Here is a 20,879-nt window from a genome sequence, read left to right on the forward strand (position 1 = left end):
TAACGCATATCCCTATTTGTTCTATTTTTGTTTCGCAATTATTGCTTCCGATGTGTCTCGCCTCGCATGCGGCGCCGTTGCCGTCACCAACCGAATCGGACCCGCGATTGCAGGGTTCCGCCCGGCGACCTAGTCTCCCCCGGGCAACAGCTAAAGGGCATTTTGACGGCATGATCAAATCCCCGACGATCCTGGCCGTGGGCGGCGCCTATATCGAGCGGCGCGGCCGGGTTGCCGGCGCCTTCGTGCCGGCCGCTTCCAACCCCGGCACGATGCGCGAGCATGTCGGCGGTGCCGTCTTCAACGCCTTGCGCTGTGCGGTGCGACGCGGCGTCTCGGCCTCGCTGCTTTCGGTGCGCGGCGGCGATGCCCTTGGCGACACGGTTTTACGCGCCGTCACCGAGGCCGGCGTTGCCGACCTGTCGGCGGTGTTCCTCGACCGAGCAACGCCAAGCCATACGATGCTGATCGACAGCGACGGCGGGCTGATCGCCGGCCTTGCCGACATGGTGCTCTACGAGCTGGCGCTTCCCAAGCAGATCCGCCGTGCCAAGGTGCGGGAAGCGATCGGTTCGGCCGACGCGGTGCTGTGCGACGCCAACTTGCCGTCGACCGCGCTGGAGCGGCTGGCGGCACTCGCCGCCGGCAAGCCGGTGTTTGCGCTTGCGGTCTCGCCCAACAAAGCGGCGCGGCTGACGCCGGTGCTCGACCGTCTGGCGATGGCCTTCATGAACCGGCACGAGGCCGGCGTGCTCGCCGGCGTCCAAATCGATCAAGGCATCGTCGACGGCCTGAGACGCGCCGGGCTGAAAAGCGGCGTGATCACCGCCGGCGACGAACCAGTGCTCGGTTTCGACGAATTGAGCGCGTTCTCGATCTCGCCACCGCCGCTGCAAAAGCGGACCGATGCTGCCGGCGCCGGCGACGCATTGGCAGGCGCCACGATCGCTGCCCTGCTGCGCGGCCTGACGCTGCGCGCGGCACTGCGCGAAGGCATTGCCGCAGCGATGCTCGTCGTCGAGAGTGCCGCCTTCACCAGCGCTGGCTTTGCCGAAGCGCTGGCGCTCGTGCCCGAGGCGCGGGACCTGGCGTGAAATGCGGCCCGGAATTGCCGAAGCATGACGCAGCCTATTTGCCGGCGCGCCGTCCTGCCTCGTAGGCGCGACGCGCCCAGATCGCCATCTCGTCGGGATCGTCGAACGCGCTGTCGGGAACGCTCCAATAGGGCATCGACACGAGCTTGCCGTGGCGCGAGCCGGTATAGGTCCATTGCCGGCAGCCGGCCGCTTCGAAATCGGGCGCGCTTTCGGCGTCGGCCTTCAGCATCAATTCGCCACGGATGACGATGGCGACGATGACGCCGTCGAAATAGATGCCCTTGCCGCCGAACAGCTTGCGGATGCTGACCGGGCCGAGGCCTTCGAAAAGCTCTTCTATGCGCTCGTTGTCCATGCGGCGATCATGTCACCCGGATTTCCCCTTGTCATCGCCGCAACCGGCGCCATCCTGACAAAGTGCAAATCACTTTCGTCGGAGTTTCTCATGCCGCTTCTGCTCAAAGGGTCCTGCCGGTGCAATGCCGTGCGTTTCGAGGTGGAAAGCCACACGCCGGTGCCGTTCATGCTGTGCTACTGCTCGATCTGCCGCAAGCAGCAGGGCGGCGGCGGTTTTGCCATCAATCTCGGCGCCGATTACGAGACGCTGAAAATCCAGGGCAAGCGCCATCTCGGCGTCTTCCGTGCCGAGATCGAGGACGACGAGCACCCGCAACGCGAGATCTCGACGGGCGAGCGGAACTTCTGCACGAAATGCGGGACGGCACTCTGGCTCTACGATCCGACCTGGCCGGAGCTGGTGCATCCGTTCGCCTCGGCTGTCGACACAGACCTGCCGAAACCGCCGGAGAAGGTGCATCTGATGCTGAAATACAAGGCGAATTGGGTCGAGCCGGATATCGGCAAGGGCGACAAGGTTTTCGATGTCTACCCGGAGGAGTCGATCGCCGACTGGCACAAGCGAACGGGGATGTGGGTGGATTAGCGTTCTTCTCCCCGTCGCTATACGGGGAGAAGATGCCGGCAGGCAGATGAGGGGCGGCGCGAACTTGCGAGAGCAGGCTCTGCCCCTCATCCGGCCCTTCGGGCCACCTTCTCCCCGTATAGTGACGGGGAGAAGGAAAGCCTCAGGCCGAAGCGCGTGCTTCGGCCAGTGCCTTCAGATCAGCCGGCTTCAAATCGACCGATTCGCCGCAGCCGCAGGCCGAGCTCTGGTTCGGATTGCGGAAGGTGAAGCCGGTGCGCAGCGTCGTCTGCTCGAAATCCATCTCGGTGCCGAACAGGAAAAGTGCCGCCTCCGGCGCGACATAGACATGGGCGCCGTCGCGCTCGATGTGGTCGTCCTTGGTGTTGGGCTTGGTCACCAGATCGACCGTATATTCCATGCCGGCGCAGCCGCCCTTCTTGATGCCAAGGCGAATGCCATGCGCATTCTCACGGGTCGCGACGATCTCGCGCACCCGGTCGGCAGCCTTTTCGGTCATCGTGATGACGGCAAAGCGTCCCATTTCATTCTCCACGTTCGCGCGGGTTCAAGGCCTGCCGAATGATTCCTCACCTAAAATGGTGAAGTTTTGTATCCGGCGCAAGTGCGCCAGCCTCTGGCTGGTCGGATGCTAGTACCAGCCAACCGCCACCTGCGCCTCTTCCGACATGCGGTCGGGCGACCATGGTGGGTCGAAGGTCATGTTGACCTCGACGCCGGAGACGCCTTCGACGGCGCCGACGGCATTCTCCACCCAGCCCGGCATTTCGCCGGCCACCGGGCAGCCCGGCGCGGTCAGTGTCATGTCGATCTTGACCGAGCGGTCGTCCTCGATGTCGATCTTGTAGACCAGGCCGAGCTCGTAGATGTCGGCCGGGATTTCCGGGTCGTAGACCGTCTTCAGCGCCGAGACGATGTCGTCGGTCAGCCGCGCCAATTCTTCGGCCGGAATGGCCGATCCGGAGACCACCGCATTGGTGGCCGTTTCGGAAGTGGTCTCGGCGGTATGGCCGGCATCATCCATGATCGTCACCCGAAGAACTTGCGCGCTTTTTCCAGCGCATCGGCCAAAGCATCGACTTCGGCCCTGGTATTATACATGCCGAACGACGCCCTGCATGTGGATGTTACGCCGAAGCGTTTCAACAGCGGCTGGGCGCAATGCGTGCCGGCGCGCACCGCCACGCCCTGCCGGTCGATGACCATCGACACGTCATGGGCGTGGATGCCCTGCAGCTCGAACGAGATGATGGCGCCCTTGCCGGGCGCATCGCCGAAGATGCGCAGCGAGTTGATGGCGCGCAGTTTTTGATGCGCATAATCCTTCAGATCGGCCTCGTGCGCGGCGATGCGCTCGCGGCCGATCTTTTCCATGTATTCCAGCGCGGCACCAAGCCCGATTGCCTGCACGATCGGCGGCGTGCCGGCCTCGAAACGGTGCGGCGGGTCGTTGTAGGTGACGATGTCCTGCGTCACCTCCTCGATCATCTCGCCGCCGCCCATGAACGGGCGCATGCGCTCCAGAATATCCTTCTTGCCATAGAGCACGCCGATGCCCGACGGGCCATAGACCTTGTGGCCGGTGAAGACGAAGAAATCGCAGTCGAGGTCCTGCACGTCGATCGGCATGTGCACGGCGCTCTGGCTGCCGTCGACCAGCACCGGAATGCCCCGGGCATGCGCGATGCGCACAATCTCCTTGATCGGCGTCACCGTGCCCAGCGCATTCGACATGTGGGTTATGGCGACCAGTTTTGTCCGGTCGGTCAGCCGCATTTCGAATTCCTCGATGTGGAAGACGCCGAGATCGTCGACCGGTACCCAGACCAGCTTCGCGCCCTGCCGCTCGCGGATGAAATGCCACGGCACGATGTTGGAATGGTGCTCCATGATCGACAGCACGATCTCGTCGCCTTCGCCGATATTCGGCATCCCGAAACCATAGGCGACCGTGTTGATCGCCGCCGTGGTGTTCGAGGTGAAGACGATGTTGTCGGTGCTCGGCGCATTGAGGAAACGGCGCACCGTCTCGCGAGCCTTCTCATAGGCGTCGGTCGCGGCATTCGACAGGAAATGCAGGCCACGATGGACGTTGGCATATTCCTGGGAATAGGCGTGCTGGATAGCGTCGAGCACCGCCTGTGGCTTCTGCGCCGAGGCGCCATTGTCGAGATAGACCAGCGGTTTGCCGTAGACTTGCCGCGACAGGATCGGGAAGTCGCGGCGGATCGCCTCGACGTCGTAGGGGATGTTTTCGACTTTCTGGTCCATCTCGAAGTCCTTGCCGCGCTGCCGCGTTCCTTCCCCTTTACCCGTGCGCCACGAACCAGTTGTCGAGTCTCGCTTCCAGCGCCTCGACGATGGCCTCGTCGTCCAGTTCCTCGATCACCTCGGCGACGAAGGCCTTGACCAGCAGGCCGCGCGCGGTCTTCTCGTCGATGCCGCGCGCCATCAGGTAGAACAGATGGCTGTGGTCGATCTCGGTGACGGTCGCGCCATGGCCGCAGACGACGTCGTCGGCGAAGATTTCGAGCTCCGGCTTGGTCGAGAACTCGCCGTCATCCGACAGAAGCAGCGTGTTGCAGGCCATCTTGGCGTTGGTCTTCTGCGCATATTGGTGGACGTTGATGCGGCCCTGGAAGACGCCGCGCGCCTTGCCGGTCACCACGTTTCGGATGACTTCGGTCGAGGCTGTGTGCGGTACGGCGTGGTCGAGCACCATAGTGACATCGGTATGGGTATCGCCGGCGAGCAGATTGATGCCGCGCAAGGTGAATTCGGCGCCCTCGCCGGTCGTCTTCACAACGACCTCCTGCCGGACAAGCTTGCCGCCGGCATTCATGATGAACAGCGTCAGCTTCGAATTCTTGCCGAGATGCGCCTTGAACTGGGCAAGATGCGTTGCCGTATCCGGCTGCTCCTGCACGACCAGCCATGTCACTTCGGCGCCCTCGCCAAGCAAAAGCTGGCTGACCGAGCTGACCAGCGCCGCCCCCTCGCCTGCCTGGCGTTCGACGATGACAGCGTTGGCGCCGGCACCGACACGGACGGCCAGGCGTACATGCGTCTGTCCACCGGCCTGCAAATTCTGCAATTCGAGCGGCTTGTCCAGTTGGGCACCGTCGGCGATGTCGACGAAATAGCCGTCGGCGACAAAGGCGGTGTTGAGCGCGCCGATGGCATCGTCGCTGCCATAGGAATCCAGCCCCGGGGCGATGCTGCCGTCGGTCAGCTTCTCCGATAGACGCTGTACCGTGACGCCCTCGACAGCAGCCCATTTCGCGCTCGAAACGCCGTTCAGTACCGGCAAAACCGAGGAGCCTTCGACGATCGGCGCAATGGCTTTCGCGACCGCTGCCGGATCGAAGTCCGGCACCGAGGTCAGCAGCCGGCGCAGGTCCGTATAGTGCCAGGATTCGATGCGCCGCGTCGGCAGGCCGCCCTTGATCGCCTCGATGGCGTCGTCGCGCTTCAGCATCACCGCGCCGTCGCCGGGCAGCAGCGACAGCCGCTCGCCGAAGGCGTCGATCAGCGCCGTTTCGGCTAATGTCCGCTGGGGTGTCGTGTGCATATTCATCAGTATCGCCTTGTTTGGCTTGCCTTCCGGGCCCGCTTGCATCTCACGCGGCTTGCCCGATCACGCCGGCATAGCCATTGGCCTCGAGGTCGAGCGCCAGCGACTTGTCGCCCGACTTGATCACCTGGCCCCTGTAGAGCACGTGCACCGTATCCGGGACGATGTATTGGAGCAGGCGCTGGTAGTGGGTTATGACGACAATGGCCCTATCCGGCGAGCGCAGCGTGTTGACGCCGTCCGCGACGATCTTCAGCGCATCGATATCGAGTCCGGAATCGGTCTCGTCGAGGACACACAGCTTCGGCTCGAGCAGCTTCATCTGCAGGATCTCGGCGCGCTTCTTCTCGCCGCCGGAAAAGCCGACATTGAGCGGCCGCTTCAGCATCGCCATGTCCATGTTGAGCGAGGCGGCAGCTTCCTTTACGCGCTTGAGAAATTCCGGGATCTTCAGCGGTTCCTCGCCACGCGCCTTGCGCTGCTCGTTCATCGCCACTTTCAGGAATTCCATCGTCGCCACCCCCGGTATTTCCATCGGATACTGGAAAGCGAGAAAGATGCCGGCGGTAGCGCGCTCGGCCGGATCCATGTCGAGGATCGACTGGCCGTTATAGAGGATGTCGCCCTCGGTGACCTCATAGTCCTCGCGGCCGGCGAGGATATAGGACAGCGTCGATTTTCCCGAGCCGTTCGGGCCCATGATGGCGGCGACCTCGCCGGCCCTGACCGTCAGGTTCAGGCCGCGAATGATCTCGGTGCCGTCGTCGACGATACGGGCATGGAGGTTTTTTATCTCAAGCATTTTTTGCAGTCTTTCAGTCGTATTGGATCGTGGCGTTAGCCGCTGAATGAATGTGTTACGTCAATCTCGCCTTCATGGACTCGTGCCCTCCTCAGACCAGAGGCCGGACCCGTCAATAAAGCCGAGCGCTTCCTTCCCGCCGCAGCCGAACCGACGTTTTACCGAACGCCGCGCGTCCAAACGCGAAACGCCCGACGCCCGCTGACTGCTAAGAAATTTTTCAACTTCGTCAGATGTCACGACCAAATCACGAGCCGGCTGGAGTTCGAGCCCATACCGTCCGCGAATCTCCTTGATCGTCTTAATCGGGTCTTCCCCACGAGCATTCTGTTCGCGCACAAACTCCTGCGCGTCGGTATGTGGGGATACGTCTCTGTCAACAAGGTTCATGGCGACGTTACTACCCTACGCTCCCCTCAAGGCTGATCCCGATCAGCTTCTGCGCCTCGACGGCGAATTCCATCGGCAGCTGCTGGATGACGTCCTTGACGAAGCCGTTGACGATCAGCGCGATCGCCTCTTCTTCGGGGATGCCGCGCTGCATGACGTAGAACTTCTGGTCCTCTGAAATCTTCGAGGTGGTGGCCTCGTGCTCGAACTGCGCGGTCGAATTCTTGGCTTCCATGTAGGGCACGGTGTGTGCGCCGCACTGATCGCCGATCAGCAGCGAGTCGCAATTGGTGAAGTTGCGGGCGTTGGTTGCCTTGCGGTGCGCCGAGACCTGGCCGCGATAGGTGTTCTGCGAGTAGCCGGCGGCGATGCCCTTGGAGATGATGCGGCTCGACGTGTTCTTGCCGAGATGGATCATCTTGGTGCCGCTGTCGACCTGCTGGTAGCCGTTCGAGACGGCGATCGAATAGAACTCGCCGCTGGAATCGTCGCCGCGCAGGATGCAGCTCGGATATTTCCAGGTGATGGCCGAGCCGGTCTCGACCTGCGTCCACGAAATCTTCGAGCGATGGCCACGGCAGTCGCCGCGCTTGGTGACGAAATTATAGATGCCGCCCTTGCCCTCGGCGTCGCCGGGATACCAGTTCTGCACCGTCGAATATTTGATCTCGGCATCGTCGAGCGCGATCAGTTCGACCACCGCGGCGTGAAGCTGGTTCTCGTCGCGCTGCGGCGCCGTGCAGCCTTCGAGATAGGAGACGTAAGCCCCCTCCTCGGCGATGATCAGCGTGCGCTCGAACTGGCCGGTATTCTTCTCGTTCATGCGGAAATAGGTCGACAATTCCATCGGGCAGCGCACGCCCTTGGGCACGAAGACGAACGAACCGTCGGTGAACACGGCCGAATTCAGCGTTGCGTAGAAATTGTCGGAGGTCGGCACGACAGAACCGAGATATTTCTTCACCAGTTCCGGATGCTCGCGGATCGCTTCCGAGATCGAGCAGAAGATGACGCCGGCCTGCGCCAGCTCCTTCTTGAAAGTCGTGACGACGGAGACGGAATCGAACACCGCATCGACGGCGACGCGGCCCGACTTGTAGACGTTGTCGCTGGCTTCCTCGAGCTCCGAGGCATCGGTCTTCTGCACGCCGGCGAGGATTTCCTGTTCCCTGAGCGGAATGCCGAGCTTCTCATAGACCTTCAGCAGTTCGGGATCGACCTCGCTGAGCGAAGTCGGCCCCGGCGTGCTCTTGGGCGCGGCGTAATAGTGGAGGTCCTGGAAATCGATTTTGGGATAGTGGACGCGCGCCCATTTCGGCTCGTCCAGCGTCAGCCAGCGGCGATAGGCTTCCAGGCGCCATTCCAGCATCCAGGACGGCTCGTCCTTCTTCGCCGAAATGAAGCGGATAATGTCTTCGCTCAGGCCCTTGGGGGCCTTGTCCATCGCGATTTCGGTCTGGAATCCGTATTTATACTGGTCGACATCGATCTTTCGAACTCGATCGATCGTCTCCTGCACAGCAGGCATCAGCGTTCTCCATCCACGCCGGGGTCAAGGCCCGGCAGTTTTCAAACTATGGCACCGCAAACGAGCACCCATCAGGCACCCGAGGCGGCGTAAGTTTCATATAGTGCGTTCATGCCAGAAATTCACCCGGCCAAATTCGAACGCACGGCTCTACCAGGCCGCAAGGCCCTACATTTCGTCTGCCGCGCTCAGGCGGCTCGTTCCCTGCTTGCCTTTTCCTTACCGGCTTGGCGCGCGACGATCGTCGCCAGCGCCGAACGGAACAGCTCAATGTCTTCAGCGCTGGTCGCGTGGCCGATGGACACGCGCAACGCGCCGAGGCTGTCGCCATAACCCATGGCTTTCAGCACGTGACTCGGCCCTACTTTGCCCGACGAACAGGCCGATCCAGCCGACAGCGCCACACCGGCCAGGTCGAAGGCAATCTGCGCCGTCTCGGCCTTGATGCCGGCAATAGCGAAGAATGTCGTATTGGCAAGCCTTGGCGCGCCGGTCCCGAAGATTTCGGCGTCCGGAACAAGCGTTTTCACGATCGCCTCGATTTCGTCGCGACGCTGCCGCACCGTTTCGATCGTTTGCAAGCCGGCAGACGCCTCGCGCGCCGCCGCGCCAAACCCGGCGATCGCCGCCAGGTTTTCGGTGCCGCCGCGATGGCCTTTTTCCTGGCCACCGCCGCTGACCAGCGGTCTTGGCATCATCAGGTCCGAAGCCGCGACCATGGCGCCGACGCCCTTGGGGCCGCCGATCTTGTGCGAGGAAAGAAACAGATAATCACCGTAACCCGCTGACATATCGAGCGGAATGCGGCCGGCCGCCTGCACCGCATCGATAATCAGGATGCCACCCGCCGCCTTGACGATTTCGGCAATGCGGCCAACCGGCTGGATCACGCCGGTCTCGTTGTTGGCGGCGTGTATCGCCACCAGCGGCAAGCCTTCGGCCTTGTCATGCTGGGCGAGAGCCTCGGCCAAAACGTCGAGCCTGACGACGCCGTCGGTGTCGACGCCGATCCGTGTCACCTGCGCCGCTGGGAAACGCCCGCCGTTCAGCAGGCAAGGATGATCGGCCTCGGACACATAGAGCCGGCTCATACGGACAGCGCCGCGCCCCATTTGCCAGTCCGGCGTCAGCAGCGTCGAGGCCGCTTCCGTCGCGCCGGAGGTGAATACGACATGCTCGGCCCTGGCGTTGACCAGTCGCGCCACGTCGCGCCTGGCGTCCTCGATCAGCCGCCGTGCAGCGCGGCCCTCGGCATGAACCGAGGACGGGTTGGCGGCAACGTCGAGCGCAGCCACCACCGCCGCGCGCGCCGAGGCAAGCAGCGGCGCGCTGGCGTTGTAGTCGAGGTAGGCGCGTGCTCCGGCCATTTCCGTCCAACTGGTCCCTTCAAAAGCCGTTCCGCGAAGATAGCGCGTTATTTCCTTGAAATTGCAAGGCAAGACGTCCTATTTACGCGGCTTGCGGCGCGGGTGGCCGAGCCACAATTTTTGGCCGCCCAGTTTTGAACAATTCTAAACTAGCTTCTAGAAAGACGCTCGCCCTGCGTCAAGGCCAGAGGAAAAGTTGTTCCGGGCGCCGCGCAATTTATGCCAAGTGGAGTATTTCATGCCTGAGGTCATTTTCACCGGTCCTGCCGGCCGTCTGGAGGGTCGCTATCAGCCCTCGAAGGAAAAGAGCGCGCCGATTGCCATCGTCCTGCACCCGCACCCCCAGTTCGGCGGGACGATGAACAACAAGATCGTCTACGACCTCTTCTACATGTTCCAAAAGCGCAATTTCACCACGCTGCGCTTCAATTTCCGCGGCATCGGCCGCAGCCAGGGCGAGTTCGACCACGGCACCGGCGAATTGTCCGACGCCGCCGCGGCGCTCGACTGGGTGCAGTCGCTGCATCCGGATTCCAAGAGTTGCTGGGTTGCCGGCTATTCGTTCGGCTCGTGGATCGGCATGCAGCTTCTGATGCGCCGGCCGGAGATCGAGGGCTTCATCTCGGTCGCGCCGCAGCCCAATACCTATGATTTCTCGTTCCTGGCGCCATGCCCGTCGTCCGGCCTGATCATCCACGGCGACGCCGACAAGGTCGCGCCGCCCAAGGACGTGCAGGGCCTGGTCGACAAGCTGCACACGCAAAAGGGCATTACCATCACCCAGAAGACCTTGCCCGGCGCCAACCATTTCTTTGCCAACCATGCTGAGCTTCTGATCGAGGAATGCGCGGACTATCTCGATCGCCGGCTGGCCGGGGAACTGTCCGACCCACGGCCGAAGCGGCTGAGATAATCGGCGATGTACCAACCGCCTCACTTCCAGGAAACACGGCCGGACGTCCTGCACGGGCTGATCCGGGCGCATCCGCTTGGCCTGCTGGTCTCGAACGGCGCCGAGGGGCCGGTCGCCAACGCGATTCCTTTTCTTCTAGACGCGGATGTGCCGCCGAACGGCAGGCTGCGCGCCCATTTGGCCAAGGCCAATCCGCAATGGCGGCTTTTGGCCGACAATCCCCTGGCGCCGGTACTGGTCGTCTTCCAGGGCGCCGATGCCTATGTGACGCCGTCCTGGTACGAGACCAAGCGTGAAACCGGCAAGGTGGTACCGACCTGGAACTACGCCATCGTCCAGGTGCGCGGCAGCGTCACGGTGATCGAAGACCAGGATTGGCTGGCCGAGCAGATTTCGGATCTGACGATGTCGCAGGAGGGCAGCCGCGCGGCGCCATGGGCGGTAACCGACGCGCCGGCACCCTTCATCCAGTCACAGATCAAGGGCATCGTCGGCCTGGAGATCGAAATCACCGCAATCAGCGGCAAATGGAAAGTCAGCCAGAACCGCCCGGCCGCCGACCGCGTCGGTGTCGCCGAGGGGCTCGAGAGCGAGACTGCCGATTCGGCCGACATGGTCCGGCTGGTAAGATCCTACGGCGGGCTGGACGGCAAGTAATCTGGATTGCTTGCTCGACCGGTTCAGGCCGGTGGCGGGCTCAATCGACCTTGGTCATCGCCGCCTTGCGCTCGTTGGCGATCAGCCAGAGATTGCGGATATAGATCAGCAGGCCCATGGCCTGGCCGGCGATGAACACCGGATCCTGACGCTGGATGGCGTAGACCAGCAGCAGGCCGCCGCCGAACAGCGAAAAGAACCAGAAGGCGATCGGCACGACGCTGCGCTTGGCCTTTTCCGACGCCACCCACTGCACCAGAAAGCGCATGGTGAAGAAGAACTGGGCGACGAAGCCAAGCAGAACCCAGGCATCGAATTGCTTGACGAAAACATCGTGAAGCCAGGTCGCCAATTCCTGAAGCACGTTACCCATGCCTGATTTCCTCTACTTTGGGCATTCTGCGGCGCCTGCGGCGCAGCCACCAGACGCCGGCAAGATCGAGCACGCCCTGCAGGCCGCGATCGAAGATGCCGTAATTCGATTTGCCGTGACGGCGGGAGCGGTCGACGACATCGCAATGGACGACGCGGTAGCCCTCCTGGATGACCAGCGCCGGAACAAAGCGGTGGGTGCCGTCGAAGAACGGCAATTTCCGCAAAATGTCGGTGTAGATCGCCTTGAGGCCGCAGCCGGTATCCCGCGTCTCGTCGTGCAGGATGGCTTTTCTCAGCCCGTTGGCGAAACGCGACGCCAGTTGCTTGATCTTGCTGTCGCGGCGCTTCAGACGCTGTCCCTGCGCGGCCCCGACTTCGGGACCAGCCTGCCGCAACGCGTCGATCAACACTGGGATATAACCGGGGTCGTTCTGGCCGTCGCCGTCGATGGTGGCGACGATATCGCCGCGCGCCGCCCAGGCGCCCGAGCGCACCGAGAGCGACTGGCCGGCGGATTTTTCATGCCTGAGATGGCGCAGCGGAAACCGGCGAAGCGCTGCCTCTGCGGCAAGCACCGAAGGCGTTTCGTCGGTCGAGCCGTCGTCGACGACGATGACCTCGAAGTCGCGCCCGGCCATGGCGGTGCCGATCTCGTCGAGCAGAAGCGGCAGGTTCGCCGCCTCGTTCCGGCAAGGAATGACGATGGATATCTCCGGCATCTCGACTCTGTCATAGGATATGGCATTCGATCGATGCCGTGCGGTCCAGCGGATGAGACCCGTTGGCGGCGCCTCATTACGCCAGCCGAAACGATGACGCAAGCAGGCCGCACGCTTGGGGTTGTCCCTTCTCCCCTTGTGGGAGAAGGTGGCCGCGCGAAGCGCGGTCGGATGAGGGGTGTTCCAGCTTGGCAACGACGGCACTCCGTCCAACACCCCTCAACCGTCTTGGCGCTGCGCGCCAATCCACCCACAAGGGGAGAAGGCAAGAGGGTGTCGCAAAACCGGATTCCACTTTTGCTGATCGCGCTTGAGTGCTAAACGCCCGCCTTCATGCATAGCCGAGCCGCATTCGGCCGGAAGCTTTTCGGGAAAGAAAATGTCCGCCTTCAAATCCGATTTCCTGCGCACGATGGGCGAGCGCGGTTTCATCCACCAGACCTCCGACGATGCCGGCCTCGACCAGCTTTTCGCCACGGAAACGGTGAGCGCCTATATCGGCTTCGACGCCACCGCCAGGAGCCTGCATGCCGGGTCGCTGATCCAGATCATGATGCTTTACTGGCTGCAGCAGACCGGCCACCGGCCGATCGCGCTGATGGGCGGCGGCACCTCGATGATCGGCGATCCGTCGTTCAAGGACGAGGCGCGCAAGCTTTTGACGCCGCAGGACATCGAGGACAATCTCGCCGGCATCCGCCGCAACTTCACACCCTACCTCAAATTTGGCAGCGGCCCGAACGACGCCGTCATGATCAACAATGCCGACTGGCTGATGGACATCAACTACGTCAATTTCCTGCGCGATGTCGGCCGGCATTTTTCGGTTAACCGCATGCTGGCCTTCGATTCGGTCAAGCTCCGGCTGGATCGCGAGCAGTCGCTGTCGTTCCTCGAATTCAACTACATGATCCTGCAGGCCTACGACTTCGTCGAGCTCTACAAGCGCCTCGGCTGCCGGTTGCAGATGGGCGGCTCCGACCAGTGGGGCAACATCGTCAACGGCATCGATCTCGGCCATCGCATGGAAGGCGCGCAGCTTTATGCGCTGACGACGCCGCTGCTCACCACCTCCTCAGGCGCCAAGATGGGCAAGTCGGCCTCGGGCGCGGTCTGGCTCGATGCGGAGATGCTGAGCCCGTACGAGTTCTGGCAATACTGGCGCAACACCGAGGATGCCGACGTCGGCCGTTTCCTGAAGCTCTACACGACCCTGCCACTCGCCGAAGTCGCACGCCTCGAACGGCTCGGCGGCTCGGAGATCAACGAAGCCAAGAAGATCCTCGCCACCGAAATCACCGCCATGCTGCATGGCCGCGAGGCGGCGGAGGAGGCAGCTAGGACGGCAGAAGCGCTTTTCGAAAGAGGTCAGTCAACCGAGTCATTGCCGACAGTAACCATCGACAAAGGACAGGATGACAAATGGCAATTTGGCAGGTCGAATGCAGCAATTGCCGTCGCGTCGGGACTTGTGCCGTCCAATTCGGAAGCTCGGCGCAAGATGGCGGAAGGTGCTCTACGAATCAATGACAGGGTCGTCACCGACCCGAACGAAATTGTCTTGTGGACCGACCTGTACGAAAACACCGGAGCATTCAAAGTTCAGTTGGGAAAGAAGAAGGTCATTCTGGTACGGCCGGTCTGACCTCTGCTGAGGCTCAGGTGAGACCGAGCCGGCGACGGGCACAAGCAATGGATCGCTGCATTCCTCGGCAACTGTAACGGCATGGATCCTAGGGTCTCCGCGACGTCGCTTCGCTCCTGCTGCGCCCTAGGATGACGAAGGCATGGTGGCTCAAGGCTAGTCGCGGATGTCGGAGAGCGAGGCGGTCGCGTGGCGGCCGATGGCAAACGCGACCTTCGAGATTGGCTGAAGTCTCCCCTCGCTTCGTCATCCTAGGGCGAAGCAGGAGCGAAGCGACGTCGCGGAGACCCTAGGATCCATGCCGTTACCTCTAGGCGGTGCTACGCTGAACAGCACTTCACCCGGCCTTTTTGGCGCCACCCGCCTACCCTACCCGCCTCAGCGATACTCGAAGATCGACCGGAAAATCCCGGGCGCTATCACCGATAGCGGATTTACCTCCAGGTTCGGCTTGTTGGCGTTGCCCTTGAGCCTGTAGGTGACGCCGATCAGGCCGCGGTCGCGGCCGTTGCCGAGCAGTGCGCCGATCAGCGGCAGTTCGCCGAAGATGCGGTTTACGCCGTAGGCCGGCATGAACGTGCCGGTCATGTCCATATTGTTGTTCTGGTCGTAGAGCGTGCCCTGGAAGGTGGTGCCGATGCGCGAGCCGCGCAGCACGCCGTTGCGCAGCTTGAGATAGCCGCTGCCCTTATCGATCTCGCTGAAACCGCGCTCGAACTTCACCCTCGACGTGTCGAGATTGCCTTTGACCGCCTCGTTGAGGCTGCGGTTGTCGCCAGCCGGCGTCGTCGACACGATCGAGGCGAGCTTCGGCTCGTTGACGATAAAGAAGTTCTTGGCGTCGACCTGGCCTTTCATCGGACCGTCGCCGGCGCCGGTGAGCGCCAGCGTGATCGAGCCGCCTTCCATATGCTCGTAGATGTTGAGGAAGCGCAGTATGGCGCCGGCGTCGGCCGACTTCATGTTGAGCGTGCGCAGGCCGCCGCCGGTCGTGTTGCTGATGGTGATGGCGGCTCCCGAACTTGCCGTGGCGCTCACCTTGAGCCCGTTCACCCGGGACCCTGCGGCGCTGTAGTCGAGTTTCAGATTCGACAGCACCTCGTCGTGGAAGCCGGTCAGGGAGCTGACGTCGGCGCTGACCGAGATCGCATCGACGCCGGTGGTCTTGGTGGCGGTATCGACATCGGACGTGAATTGCTTGATCAGCGAGCGTGCGTCCAGCGCGCTGCCGCTGACCTCGACCGCATAGGCCTTGCCCGACCGCTTCACCGAGACGGCGACGTCGTCGCCCCTGTTCAAGGTGACCTTGCTGAACCGGGCCGAGGACAAGGCGCCCTTGACCAGCACCGCGCTGCCGTCGATGGAAAAGGTCTTGCCATCGAGTTCGAAATTGGAGAGCGTCGTGGTGTCGCCGGTCTTCGCCATGGCGAAGACGACCTTGGCGGGAATGCCAGGCCCCTTGCTCCAGCCGGCCCAGGGGATGTCCAGCCTGGCATTGGTCAGGTCGGCCGACACGTTCTGGTTGCCGGTGCCACTCTTGTCGATCGCCACCTTGATGGTTCCGGAAAGCAGCGTCGACAGGCCAGGCATGGCGGTGGCGCGCGTCTTGTCGTCGAGCACCAGCGCCACTTTACGACTGCGCGGCGGGCCGCCATCCCTGAGCGGCTCGATCAGGTCGAGCTCGGCCGGAATGCCGTTGAGCAGCGCCTTCGCCGAGATCACCGCCCGGTCGGGCGCGACCGTGATCGAGCCGTCGGCATGGCTGACTGTCTGGCCCTCGAACGGCTTGCCCAGCGACAGGTCCTTGTAGTCGAGCGCCACCAGCCAATCGAGTTTGGACGAGTCGACACCGGACTGCAGCGGAATATCAGCCTTGACGTGGCCGGTCACCGTGCCGGACAGGTCGTCCGGCAGCAGGCCGACATGGCGCATGGCATTGATCGGGTCAAAGGATGCCAGCTCGGCGATTGCCGGCGCCTCGCCGGCGACATCGATGTCGAGCGCGCCGATCACCGGCGGATGGTTCGCCGCCTTGACGGTGAGCGTGCTGTTGCTCGCCGCCACCGTGCGGCCGCTCGGCATATAGACGCTGCCCGACGACAGCGCGACGTCGACGTCGTTGCCGTGGAAGCCGACGACGCCAACGGCATCGCGGATCGGCGGAATGCGGCCGGCCGTGTCGAAGCGCGATCCTTCGACCTGGAATCGGCCGAACACTTCATCGGCGGAAAGCGGCACGCCGTTGCCGAGCCGTCCGGGCACGACCTGGAACTGCAGGCTGCCATCGACGACGCGGCCGCCGAACAGGTTCTTAAGCACCCACAGCCTGGCATTGCGCGCCGAAAACCATGGCCATAATTGCTTGACGTGCGAGACCGGCATGTCGTGGACATTGAGCGCGACCGATATGCCCGGCGCCTGGTTGGCGACGAATGAAACCGAAGCCGTGCCCAGCACTTCGCTGCCCGGTCCGGACCGGACGCCGATCTGCTCGGCGACCAGCTTTTGGCTGGTCGGCTGGTAGACGCCGGCGATACGGGCAATGAAGCTGAGTGCCGGCTCCGGCGAATCGGAAGGCGCCAGGGTCGAACCGTCGCTGGTCAGGTCGTAACGATAGGATGGCTCCTCGCCCGCTGCGCCGGTAGCCGGCTTCGGCCCGATCGAACCGGCGAAATCGAAGGTCGAGCGGCCGGTTTTCACCAGCAAACTGTCGACCTGGATTTTGTTCGACCCGGCGACGAGTGTTGCATCGAGATCGATGTCGGCCGGAAGCAGGCCGCGCGAACCGAGATCGAGCACCGATCCGGTCAGTGACAGGGCAGCGGTCAGCCGCGAACCGTTGTCGCCGGTCCCTTCCGACCCCGCCAGCTTCAAGGCGATCGCACCCAATTTGCCACCTGCCGCAGTGTCGGCGTCCGCTGCCTGGATGCTGGCGTCCAGCGTGGTGATGCGTCGCGTCGCCGGATCGCGGGTGGCGGAAGCGGCGATGGTAAGCGCCCTGCCGTCGACATCCGCGTCGGATGAAAACTCCATGCTTCCCGGTCCCGACTGCGAGACGGAGGCGTCGGCGATGGTGACCGACTTGACCGATCCGGTCTCGGGCAGTGCCAGTTCGACGTTGCGCAGATCGATCTGGCGCATCGAATCCTCGCGCACCGCGTCGAGCGCGCGGTTGAGGTTGGCGAAGACGGCGGCGGAAAGTTTTTCCGGATCGATGAGGCCGTCCTGGTTGCGCAGCTCGGCCGTCCAGTCGCCGCCGGACGGCATTGCCGCCATGACGATGTGCGCGTCGGAAATCCGGGCGCTGGTCAGCCGTACCTCGCCCGAAAGCAACGGGATCAGCCGGATGCCGAAGCGGACCCGGCCGGCATCGGCCATTGGCTTTCCGTCGGCGGTCTTGAGGCTGACGTCGCTGACCTGCAGCGCAATGAAGCTCGACCCGTCAAGCGTCAGCCGTGCCGGCCCGACGGCAACGTCGACATCGAAGCCGGCCAATTTCTCGATTGCCGTTTCAGCTTCCGCGCGAAGCCGCTCCGAGCCGAAGCCGGACACGCCGATCGCGTAGACGCCGGCGGCAGCCAGCAGCACAAGGGCGACAAGGCCGGCAAACAGCCGCGCCATCAAACGGACGCCGCGACCGATCGACGCCTGGCCGAGCGGCGGGACGCGGCACGCGGACGGAAAGGTTCCCAGGTCGGTGATCTCGTCACGCCTGAACCTGATCTTCTCGTGCTGCGGTAGCTCCTGATCCACGCAATCTTCCGTTGAAACGAATTCGATCGTGGACGAATCCCCGCTCGACATTATATCGGTGCAGCCTGGCGCGTAACTTCAAACAAGGGCATCGGTATGGCTGACCTCGACATGGGCGATGTTGCGCCGCAGTTCGATCTTCCGCGCGACGGCGGCGGTTCACTCAGCCTCGCCGCATTGCTGGGAAAACCCATCGTACTCTATTTCTACCCACAGGACGACACCACAAGCTGCACCAACGAGGCGATCGGCTTTTCGCAGTTGAAGCCGGAGTTCGAAAAGGCCGGCGCTGTCGTCATCGGGCTCTCGCCGGACAGCGTCAAGAAACACGACAAATTCAAGGCGAAATACGATCTGAGCGTCAACCTTGTCGCCGACGAAGAGCGCAAAGTGATCGAGGCTTACCATTTGTGGGTGGAAAAGAAGCTCTACGGCCGCACCTATATGGGCGTCGAGCGGGCGACGTTCCTGATAGGCCGGGACGGACGCATCGCCAGGATCTGGCGCAACGTCCGCGTCAAGGGGCACGCCGAAGAGGTGCTGGAGGCGGTTCACGCCCTTTGAGAGCTGCGCCAGGCCGCTGCAATTCGATACCCGTTTTGCGCGAAGACCTTTGCCTGTCATTCGATCCGGCAAAACTTTGTTAACCCTAATAATGTGTAATCAGGCTCGTCGTTGGTGTCGTAACGAAAGCTTGGTCCCGTGAACGTAGCCAGTCAGTCAGCGGTCTTCGGCAGACGCAGAGAGCCCCACACGGTCATCATCGCCCGGGGCGACCAGATAAGGCATTTCACCATACGCCCGTGGCTGGCTGCATTTTGCGGCTCGGCGCTGGCGGCGGTCGTCATCGGCTACCTGCTGGCGACCTCTTATCTGGTGCTGCGCGACGATCTGATCGGCGCCACGACGGCGCGGCAGGCGCGCATGCAGCAGGCCTACGAAGACCGCATCTCGGCACTGCGCAGCCAGGTCGACCGCATCACCAGCCGCCAGCTACTCGATCAGCAACTGATGGAAACCAAGGTCAGCGAGCTGCTGGAACGGCAGAGCCAGCTCAGCCTGCGTCACGGCCGTCTCGGCCCGATCCTCGAACGAGCCGAAAACGAGGTCGCAACGCCGCCGGTGCCGGCGGCAAAGCCGGACGAACATGCCGACGCGACCGGCAGCATCCAGCCGACGGCCTATTCCGTCGCCAGCCTTGCCGCCCCCCTTGCCGCTCCTGTGGGCGTTGACGACACCAGGCCGTTCTCGCTGTGGTCGACCCGCGCCGATCCGCTGCCGAGCGAAAGCGCGGCCGACCGGGCAGACAAGCTCTTCGTTTCGATCAACAACTCGCTGAAGGCCATAGAGAGCCAGCAGCTCACCCGCATCGCCACACTTGCCGACAATGCCTACAAGAGCGCCGACGCGATCTCGCAGGCGCTCGAGGCCGCCGGCCTGCCCGTCGATAGCGAATTCGAAAAGAGCGACGTCGGTGGCCCGCTGATACCACTCGACAGCTCGTTGGTCTTCGACAGCAAGGTCAAGGAGTTGGACGAGGCTCTTGACGCGCTGGATCATCTTAAAAAGGAAGCGCGCCGGCTGCCGCTCGCCAACCCCGCCCCCGGCCGCAGCGTTACCAGCCCATTCGGCGTGCGCACCGACCCCATCCTCGGCACGGCCGCCTTGCATTCCGGCATGGATTTCAGGGCGCCGATCGGTATGCCAGCCAAGGTCACGGCAGCCGGCGTTGTCGTCAAGGCCGGCTGGAACGGCGGCTACGGCCGCATGATCGAGGTCGACCACGGCAACGGTTTTGTGACGCGTTACGGGCATCTCAGCGAAATCGACGTCGCCGTCGGCCAGAAGCTCGATGCCGGAGACATCATCGGCAAGACCGGCAACAGCGGCCGCTCGACCGGCCCGCACCTGCATTACGAGGTTCGCCACAATGGCGAGGCAATCGACCCGCTACGGTTTCTGACGGTCGGCAAGAAGGTCGAGCGGTATCTGTAGAGCCGGCGATTCATTCGGCGTGAAGCCTGGCGCGCGGCCAACCGCCCGCCAGGCAATATCAAAGATAGATCGCTTTCAGCCCTCAGCAGCAGCCATGAACGCGCCGAGCCGCCGGTTGAACGGCTCACCGGTCTGCTGAACGCTGTGCCCCGCGCCGGCGATCACGGCACGATCGGCACCAAGCACGTTTTCGAGCACGTCGCAGACGGCGTCGAATGCTGCGCTGTGCCCGCCGGATACCACCAGTTTCGGGAACGGCGCATCGGCAAGTTGCCGAAGCGGAATTTCGGCCTCCCATGGCCCGCGTTCGACGACGAGCATGGCCGCGCCTTGCGCGAGTGGGGGCGGCAGCGGGTCTGGCAATTGTATCGCCGAGCCGACCAGATGGAGGAACTGGCGCAAGAAAAGCGCGGGGTCGTCGCGGGGTCCGCTTTGCCAGTGGGTCTTCAGGCGCGTCACGAGTTCATTCACGGCAACGTCCCCGCGCGCAAGGTCAAAGGCCGGCGGCTCGATCACCGTGAGCGAACGGATTGCTCGCGGGCGCATCGCTGCTGCAAGAAGAGAGATGACGCCGCCATAGGAATGCCCGACCAGATGGACGCGGCTTTCGTCCCAGAGGTCATGCGTCCGATCGAGGAATCCGGCGACCAGTCTGGCGTCGACGACGAAATCCTCGCGTTCGGCAGGGGAACTTGATCCGTATCCAGGCCGGTCGACCACAACCAGCTTCCAGCGCTCCGCAAGCGGTAGCTGCGCGGACCATGTCATCATGCCGTTCGTGACGCTGCCGTGGACGAACAGAACCGGCGGCCCGTCGCCCCGCACCTCATAGCCGAGATCAATCCCGTCGAGGGTCAACTTCGGCATCGCATCTCCTCCCGCAGACCGGCGAGAGGAAGTATGCTCCCTGCAACGGAAAGGCGCAACGAACTCCGATCCCTGGCCGGCTCACAACCGGTTCCGAAATGGGCTTCAGGGCGCTGATCGGATTGCCGGCCAAGGTGATGCCTGGCTCCCGTCCAGCCGGTGGCGCTTCATACTGGAAAATTGCCAGAGTTGGCCCATCCGCCGGCGGGCGCGAATTCGCCGGCGTTAGAAGGACCTTGGCCACAGGCGAATTA

The 20,879-nt window shown here is 63.1% G+C and carries 20 protein-coding genes; 7 read left to right on the forward strand and 13 right to left on the reverse strand.

What is annotated here, in order from left to right; genetic code table 11:
• Window positions 1–170: 170 nt before the first annotated feature.
• The gene (locus NKJ20_RS17650) at window positions 171–1,094 is read left to right on the forward strand and encodes a PfkB family carbohydrate kinase (protein WP_352745706.1); all 924 of its coding nucleotides are present in this window, start codon (window positions 171–173) and stop codon (window positions 1,092–1,094) included.
• Window positions 1,095–1,128: 34 nt separating this feature from the next.
• Here NKJ20_RS17650 and NKJ20_RS17655 read toward each other — a convergent pair whose 3' ends face one another.
• Entirely contained in the window at window positions 1,129–1,452 is a 324-nt protein-coding gene (locus tag NKJ20_RS17655; RefSeq protein WP_023717364.1) for a TfoX/Sxy family protein, read from the reverse strand.
• Between the two features lie 90 nt (window positions 1,453–1,542).
• Here NKJ20_RS17655 and NKJ20_RS17660 point away from each other — a divergent pair, with 90 nt between their 5' ends.
• Window positions 1,543–2,040, forward strand: coding sequence for a GFA family protein (locus NKJ20_RS17660; RefSeq protein WP_352745708.1), 498 nt, complete (start codon window positions 1,543–1,545; stop codon window positions 2,038–2,040).
• 142 nt (window positions 2,041–2,182) lie between these two features.
• Here NKJ20_RS17660 and sufA read toward each other — a convergent pair whose 3' ends face one another.
• The 8 genes from sufA to NKJ20_RS17700 all read right to left on the reverse strand — a co-directional run bounded on the left by sufA (window position 2,183) and on the right by NKJ20_RS17700 (window position 9,701).
• Window positions 2,183–2,563, reverse strand: a complete 381-nt coding sequence (gene sufA, locus NKJ20_RS17665; RefSeq protein ID WP_352449379.1) for a Fe-S cluster assembly scaffold SufA — start codon at window positions 2,561–2,563, stop codon at window positions 2,183–2,185.
• A 108-nt stretch (window positions 2,564–2,671) separates the two neighbouring features.
• A complete protein-coding gene (locus tag NKJ20_RS17670; protein ID WP_023674690.1) occupies window positions 2,672–3,064 on the reverse strand; it encodes an SUF system Fe-S cluster assembly protein in 393 nt (130 codons plus the stop codon).
• Window positions 3,065–3,069: 5 nt separating this feature from the next.
• A complete protein-coding gene (locus NKJ20_RS17675; protein ID WP_023674689.1) occupies window positions 3,070–4,311 on the reverse strand; it encodes a cysteine desulfurase in 1,242 nt (413 codons plus the stop codon).
• A 37-nt stretch (window positions 4,312–4,348) separates the two neighbouring features.
• Entirely contained in the window at window positions 4,349–5,617 is a 1,269-nt protein-coding gene (sufD, locus tag NKJ20_RS17680; RefSeq protein ID WP_023674688.1) for a Fe-S cluster assembly protein SufD, read from the reverse strand.
• A gap of 43 nt (window positions 5,618–5,660) precedes the next feature.
• Complete coding sequence (gene sufC / locus NKJ20_RS17685) at window positions 5,661–6,416, reverse strand: Fe-S cluster assembly ATPase SufC (protein WP_352745713.1); 756 nt, start codon at window positions 6,414–6,416, stop codon at window positions 5,661–5,663.
• A gap of 72 nt (window positions 6,417–6,488) precedes the next feature.
• Window positions 6,489–6,806 carry a hypothetical protein gene (locus NKJ20_RS17690; RefSeq protein ID WP_352681965.1) on the reverse strand — a complete coding sequence of 106 codons (318 nt, stop codon included), beginning with the start codon at window positions 6,804–6,806 and terminating at the stop codon, window positions 6,489–6,491.
• Window positions 6,807–6,816: 10 nt separating this feature from the next.
• Window positions 6,817–8,334, reverse strand: a complete 1,518-nt coding sequence (gene sufB / locus NKJ20_RS17695; RefSeq protein ID WP_352745715.1) for a Fe-S cluster assembly protein SufB — start codon at window positions 8,332–8,334, stop codon at window positions 6,817–6,819.
• Between the two features lie 188 nt (window positions 8,335–8,522).
• A complete protein-coding gene (locus NKJ20_RS17700; protein WP_352745717.1) occupies window positions 8,523–9,701 on the reverse strand; it encodes a cysteine desulfurase family protein in 1,179 nt (392 codons plus the stop codon).
• A gap of 238 nt (window positions 9,702–9,939) precedes the next feature.
• Here NKJ20_RS17700 and NKJ20_RS17705 point away from each other — a divergent pair, with 238 nt between their 5' ends.
• Together NKJ20_RS17705 and NKJ20_RS17710 are read left to right on the forward strand one after the other, a co-directional pair.
• Entirely contained in the window at window positions 9,940–10,614 is a 675-nt protein-coding gene (locus NKJ20_RS17705; RefSeq protein WP_023674683.1) for an alpha/beta hydrolase, read from the forward strand.
• Window positions 10,615–10,620: 6 nt separating this feature from the next.
• Entirely contained in the window at window positions 10,621–11,271 is a 651-nt protein-coding gene (locus NKJ20_RS17710) for an FMN-binding negative transcriptional regulator (protein WP_352449373.1), read from the forward strand.
• Between the two features lie 40 nt (window positions 11,272–11,311).
• Here the strand turns inward: NKJ20_RS17710 and NKJ20_RS17715 are convergent, their stop codons facing one another.
• Window positions 11,312–11,644 (reverse strand): lipid-A-disaccharide synthase N-terminal domain-containing protein, encoded by a 333-nt coding sequence (locus NKJ20_RS17715; RefSeq protein ID WP_023717355.1) that lies wholly within the window; start codon window positions 11,642–11,644, stop codon window positions 11,312–11,314.
• Window positions 11,637–12,365, reverse strand: coding sequence for a glycosyltransferase family 2 protein (locus NKJ20_RS17720; RefSeq protein ID WP_352449372.1), 729 nt, complete (start codon window positions 12,363–12,365; stop codon window positions 11,637–11,639). Before NKJ20_RS17720 ends, NKJ20_RS17715 begins: the two co-directional genes overlap by 8 nt.
• A 379-nt stretch (window positions 12,366–12,744) precedes the next feature.
• On the opposite strand from NKJ20_RS17720, the gene tyrS reads away from it, so the two are divergent.
• The gene (gene tyrS, locus NKJ20_RS17725) at window positions 12,745–14,010 is read left to right on the forward strand and encodes a tyrosine--tRNA ligase (protein ID WP_352745720.1); all 1,266 of its coding nucleotides are present in this window, start codon (window positions 12,745–12,747) and stop codon (window positions 14,008–14,010) included.
• A 378-nt stretch (window positions 14,011–14,388) separates the two neighbouring features.
• Here tyrS and NKJ20_RS17730 read toward each other — a convergent pair whose 3' ends face one another.
• Entirely contained in the window at window positions 14,389–17,763 is a 3,375-nt protein-coding gene (locus NKJ20_RS17730) for a hypothetical protein (RefSeq protein ID WP_352745723.1), read from the reverse strand.
• 96 nt (window positions 17,764–17,859) lie between these two features.
• Between NKJ20_RS17730 and NKJ20_RS17735 the strand changes: the two genes are divergently transcribed.
• Together NKJ20_RS17735 and NKJ20_RS17740 are read left to right on the forward strand one after the other, a co-directional pair.
• Window positions 17,860–18,327 (forward strand): peroxiredoxin, encoded by a 468-nt coding sequence (locus NKJ20_RS17735; RefSeq protein WP_352745726.1) that lies wholly within the window; start codon window positions 17,860–17,862, stop codon window positions 18,325–18,327.
• A gap of 138 nt (window positions 18,328–18,465) precedes the next feature.
• Window positions 18,466–19,758, forward strand: coding sequence for a M23 family metallopeptidase (locus NKJ20_RS17740; protein ID WP_352745729.1), 1,293 nt, complete (start codon window positions 18,466–18,468; stop codon window positions 19,756–19,758).
• A gap of 75 nt (window positions 19,759–19,833) precedes the next feature.
• On the opposite strand, the gene NKJ20_RS17745 is transcribed toward NKJ20_RS17740, so the two are convergent.
• Window positions 19,834–20,625 carry an alpha/beta fold hydrolase gene (locus tag NKJ20_RS17745; RefSeq protein WP_352745732.1) on the reverse strand — a complete coding sequence of 264 codons (792 nt, stop codon included), beginning with the start codon at window positions 20,623–20,625 and terminating at the stop codon, window positions 19,834–19,836.
• Window positions 20,626–20,879 lie beyond the last annotated feature (254 nt).

The organism is Mesorhizobium sp. M0185 (genome assembly GCF_040322175.1).
In the GTDB taxonomy this organism is placed as follows: domain Bacteria; phylum Pseudomonadota; class Alphaproteobacteria; order Rhizobiales; family Rhizobiaceae; genus Mesorhizobium.

Bases quoted from the DNA above. Each gene is read 5' to 3' on its own strand.
- sufC (WP_352745713.1), bottom strand. From the start codon at position 6,416: ATGCTTGAGATAAAAAACCTCCATGCCCGTATCGTCGACGACGGCACC.
- NKJ20_RS17720 (WP_352449372.1), bottom strand. From the start codon at position 12,365: ATGCCGGAGATATCCATCGTCATTCCTTGCCGGAACGAGGCGGCGAAC.
- NKJ20_RS17700 (WP_352745717.1), bottom strand. From the start codon at position 9,701: ATGGCCGGAGCACGCGCCTACCTCGACTACAACGCCAGCGCGCCGCTG.
- NKJ20_RS17655 (WP_023717364.1), bottom strand. From the start codon at position 1,452: ATGGACAACGAGCGCATAGAAGAGCTTTTCGAAGGCCTCGGCCCGGTC.
- sufD (WP_023674688.1), bottom strand. From the start codon at position 5,617: ATGAATATGCACACGACACCCCAGCGGACATTAGCCGAAACGGCGCTG.
- NKJ20_RS17675 (WP_023674689.1), bottom strand. From the start codon at position 4,311: ATGGACCAGAAAGTCGAAAACATCCCCTACGACGTCGAGGCGATCCGC.
- NKJ20_RS17745 (WP_352745732.1), bottom strand. From the start codon at position 20,625: ATGCCGAAGTTGACCCTCGACGGGATTGATCTCGGCTATGAGGTGCGG.
- NKJ20_RS17705 (WP_023674683.1), top strand. From the start codon at position 9,940: ATGCCTGAGGTCATTTTCACCGGTCCTGCCGGCCGTCTGGAGGGTCGC.
- sufA (WP_352449379.1), bottom strand. From the start codon at position 2,563: ATGGGACGCTTTGCCGTCATCACGATGACCGAAAAGGCTGCCGACCGG.
- NKJ20_RS17650 (WP_352745706.1), top strand. From the start codon at position 171: ATGATCAAATCCCCGACGATCCTGGCCGTGGGCGGCGCCTATATCGAG.
- NKJ20_RS17710 (WP_352449373.1), top strand. From the start codon at position 10,621: ATGTACCAACCGCCTCACTTCCAGGAAACACGGCCGGACGTCCTGCAC.
- NKJ20_RS17735 (WP_352745726.1), top strand. From the start codon at position 17,860: ATGGCTGACCTCGACATGGGCGATGTTGCGCCGCAGTTCGATCTTCCG.
- NKJ20_RS17715 (WP_023717355.1), bottom strand. From the start codon at position 11,644: ATGGGTAACGTGCTTCAGGAATTGGCGACCTGGCTTCACGATGTTTTC.
- sufB (WP_352745715.1), bottom strand. From the start codon at position 8,334: ATGCCTGCTGTGCAGGAGACGATCGATCGAGTTCGAAAGATCGATGTC.
- NKJ20_RS17660 (WP_352745708.1), top strand. From the start codon at position 1,543: ATGCCGCTTCTGCTCAAAGGGTCCTGCCGGTGCAATGCCGTGCGTTTC.
- tyrS (WP_352745720.1), top strand. From the start codon at position 12,745: ATGTCCGCCTTCAAATCCGATTTCCTGCGCACGATGGGCGAGCGCGGT.
- NKJ20_RS17690 (WP_352681965.1), bottom strand. From the start codon at position 6,806: ATGAACCTTGTTGACAGAGACGTATCCCCACATACCGACGCGCAGGAG.
- NKJ20_RS17670 (WP_023674690.1), bottom strand. From the start codon at position 3,064: ATGGATGATGCCGGCCATACCGCCGAGACCACTTCCGAAACGGCCACC.